We start from the raw sequence: 557 nt of genomic DNA, 5'->3' as shown, positions 1-557 counted from the left end.
CAAAGGCTTTCAGCTGACGGATGATCCGATTGGCATATTTGGGATTGTTTTCGGTGACAAAAGCTTCAATACCGGAAGAATCAAAGATGGTCATATTTGCTTTTGCAGAGTCGATTGCCTGACAAACAGGTTCGGTAACGTCAACAAGGTTATCAAATACGAGCTGCAGGTCATCTAAAAAATCCAGTTTGAAACGAGTGATTTTGGAAGCGTCCGGGACTTTTTTAAACCCACAGAACTCACGGAGTGGCTTCGAGTAAGCGAGAAAAGTCAGGAGAAGCTGGTCTGTAGGGATAGAGAAAATACGCTGGATGATCAATGCCCACAGGAGAGCATGCAAAGGGTATTTACGGGTTCTGCCCGTTGATGCATAAAAATGATTTCTGAAAGAAATCGGAATAATTTCATCAATGTCGATATGGGTTTCTAATAGAGAAAGAAACGCAGGTTTGTCAGTTTCAAATTTTTCCTGGCAATCTGAAAAAATATCTGCCAGAGAAAGCTGTTTATATGGTATCATAGTATCAGAATAACTCCTTTCTTGGATGGTGGTTTAT

General features: G+C 40.8%; 1 protein-coding gene. It reads right to left on the bottom strand.

What is annotated here, in order from left to right; translation table 11 throughout:
* On the bottom strand, positions 1-520 hold a 520-nt coding region (locus H6A32_RS15905), incomplete at its 3' end, for a transposase (protein ID WP_204864830.1).
* Between the last annotated feature and the right edge of the window lie 37 nt (positions 521-557).

This window comes from Drancourtella massiliensis, from assembly GCF_016900655.1.
Taxonomy (GTDB): Bacteria; Bacillota; Clostridia; order Lachnospirales; family Lachnospiraceae; genus Sellimonas; species Sellimonas catena.
This window is presented reverse-complemented; position numbering and strand designations above follow the sequence as displayed.